Raw genomic sequence first — 2,441 nt, 5'->3', positions numbered from 1 at the left:
GGATGCCCGCGGTGAACCTCACCCGGCTCGAACTCGCCGACACCCGCGTGCTCACCGCCCGGGACCTGCGCCTCGGCGAGGCCGCGGCGGCGGCCGCCTTCCCGGGCGCGGACCCGGCCCTGCTCCGGCTCAGTCGCGGCTGGCCCGCCCTCATCCGCCTCGGCCTGGCCGCGGCCGCCGCCGGCCGGGACCCCCTCGACGCCCCCGCGCTGCGCACCTACCTGGACCGCGAGGTCCTCGCCGGCTTCCCCGACCCGGCGGTACGGGCCCTGCGGCGCGGGGCGCCGGAGCCACCGGAGCTCGCCGACGAGTACGGGGCCGAGGACTGCCTGCCCCTGCTGCGCACCTATCTCGCGCGCCACCGTCCCCCGCAGGCCCGTCGTGGGCCCGCACCGGCACCGCGGGCGGGCCGCCCGCCGGGTTCCCTCGGCGCCACCGACTCCCGGCACCCCGGCGCGTCCACCGACCCCGTGCCCGCCCCCGAACGCGCGCTCACCCTCCGCTGCTTCCGCCGCTTCGAGGCCACCGTCGACGGCCGCCCCCTCGACTGGGGCGCCACCCGGCCGCGGGTCCGGGCCCTGGCCCGGCTGCTCGCCGTGCACGCCGGCCGCCCCGTCCACCGGGAGCAGCTGATGGCGGCCCTGTGGCCGGAGAGCTCCGCCCGCACGGCCGGCCACGGACTCCAGACGGCCGTCTCCGCCCTGCGCACCGTCCTGGAACCGGGCCAGGACCGGGGCCGGGCCCGCGTCCTGGTCCGCTCGGGCGAGGCCTACATGCTCGACCTCGTCCCCGGCGGCAGCTGCGACGTCCAGCACTTCGAGGCCGCCACCGCGCAGGGCCTGGCCGAAGCCGCCCGCGGCCACGCCGACCGGGCCGCCGCGTCACTGGCCCGGGCACTGGGCCTCTACACCGGCGAGCTGCTCCCCGAGGACGGCCCGGCGGAGTGGGTGGTCCCGCTGCGCGAACGCTGCCGGGACCAGGCGGTCCGGGCGGCGCACACCCTGGCCGAGGTGGAACTGGCCCGCGGCCGCGCGGAGGCGGCGGTGGCGGCGGCCGGCCACGCCCTGTCGCTGGACCCCTTCCGCGACGCGGTCTGGCGCCTGCTGATCGAAGCCCACCGCAGGGCCGGCGACCCGGCGGCCGCCCGTCAGGCGGAACGCCGCCACGCACGGATCCTCGCGGCCCTGAGCTGACGGCCGCGGGCACGGCGGTGGGCACCGTACGGGACCTACCGCCGCTTGAAGAACTCCACCTCGCCCAGGGCCACGGTCCGCCCGCCCTCGGCTCCGTACGCCCCCTGCACGGTGATCCTCAGCCGCGCCACGTCGCTCACCGCGAAGTGGAAGCGCTGCTGGCCGGGGACGTCGGCCAGACGGACCGTCTTGTTCGTCGTCCGCCCGTCCTTGCCCACGGCGGTCAGCAGCAGGCTGCTGGGCCTCCCCTGCTGGAGGAACTTCTCGGCGACCGGCGAGGCACCGGGATGCACGACGAGGTCCAGCAGCCGCAGCGGCCCGTCGAAGGTCGCCTCCAGGTACTCGCCCTGCCCGGCCCCGGCCGGAGCCCAGTACCGGTCGGTGGTCCCGTCCACGGCGAGCGCGGCCTCGTGCTCCGGGGCGGCGCTGGACGCCGTCACCGCCGACGCGTGCGTCTGCTCGGGCTTGGACACCCGGTCGCGTACGGACTCCAGGGCGCGCCCGGCTTCGGCGCGGAAGGCGTACCCGGCGGCGGCCAGCGCCAGCACCAGCAAGAGCGGCACCACGGGCCGGGGGAGGCGCCACTGGCGGCGCCGGGCGGGCCGCTCCCCGGCCGCGTGCGTCCGGCGGGTCCGGCGCCTGCGCCACCAGGGCGGCTTCTGCGCGACGGGCGCGTCCGCGAGGCCGGCTCCGCAGCGCCGGCAGTACCGGCGGGTCGGCACGTTCCCGGCCCCGCACTGCCCGCAGATCAGCTCCCCGGGCCGGGGCGCGTCCTCCTCGGCCTCCACGCGCCGCCGCACGGGCGCGACACCCGGACCCATCCCGGGCTGCACGGCCCGCGTGGGCGGCCGCGTAGGCATGGGCGGCACAACGGGCCCGGCCCCACCCGGCCCAGCGGCCCCGGCCGCACCCAGCCCCGCGGCCCCGGCCCCGCCCGGCCCTGCTGCGCGTGCTCCGCCCCCGCCCGGCCCCGCGGCACGGGCGCCGCCCGGCTCTGCCGGGTGGGCCCCGGACCAGCCGGGCCCGGCGGCCCTGGCCCCGTCCTGGGCTGCGGTTCCGGGCTCGGGGCCGCCCGGCCGCGAGGGGGCCGGGGCGCCGGGTTCCGTACGAGTGGCCGTGGGAGCGGCCGGGCCGTCTCCCCACTCCAAGAAGGCCCCGCAGTTCCCGCAGAACTGCTCCCCGGTCTCACAGCGCGTCCCACACACCGTGCAGTTGGTCACCGGTCCATGCTCCCCACGGGGCCCCGCA

The 2,441-nt window shown here is 79.6% G+C and carries 2 protein-coding genes; one reads left to right on the top strand and one right to left on the bottom strand.

Annotated elements, in window-relative coordinates; translation table 11 throughout:
• Nucleotides 1-1,193: AfsR/SARP family transcriptional regulator (locus ACWGDE_RS38235; protein ID WP_453393693.1), on the top strand; the 1,193-nt coding region annotated here is incomplete at its 5' end.
• 35 nt (nucleotides 1,194-1,228) lie between these two features.
• Here the strand turns inward: ACWGDE_RS38235 and ACWGDE_RS38230 are convergent.
• Nucleotides 1,229-1,993, bottom strand: coding sequence for an NADase-type glycan-binding domain-containing protein (locus tag ACWGDE_RS38230; protein ID WP_453393692.1), 765 nt, complete (start codon nucleotides 1,991-1,993; stop codon nucleotides 1,229-1,231).
• Between the last annotated feature and the right edge of the window lie 448 nt (nucleotides 1,994-2,441).

It is taken from the genome of Streptomyces sp. NPDC054956, assembly GCF_053609185.1.
Note: the sequence above shows the minus strand (reverse complement) of the source record. Positions and strands in the feature narration are given on the sequence as shown.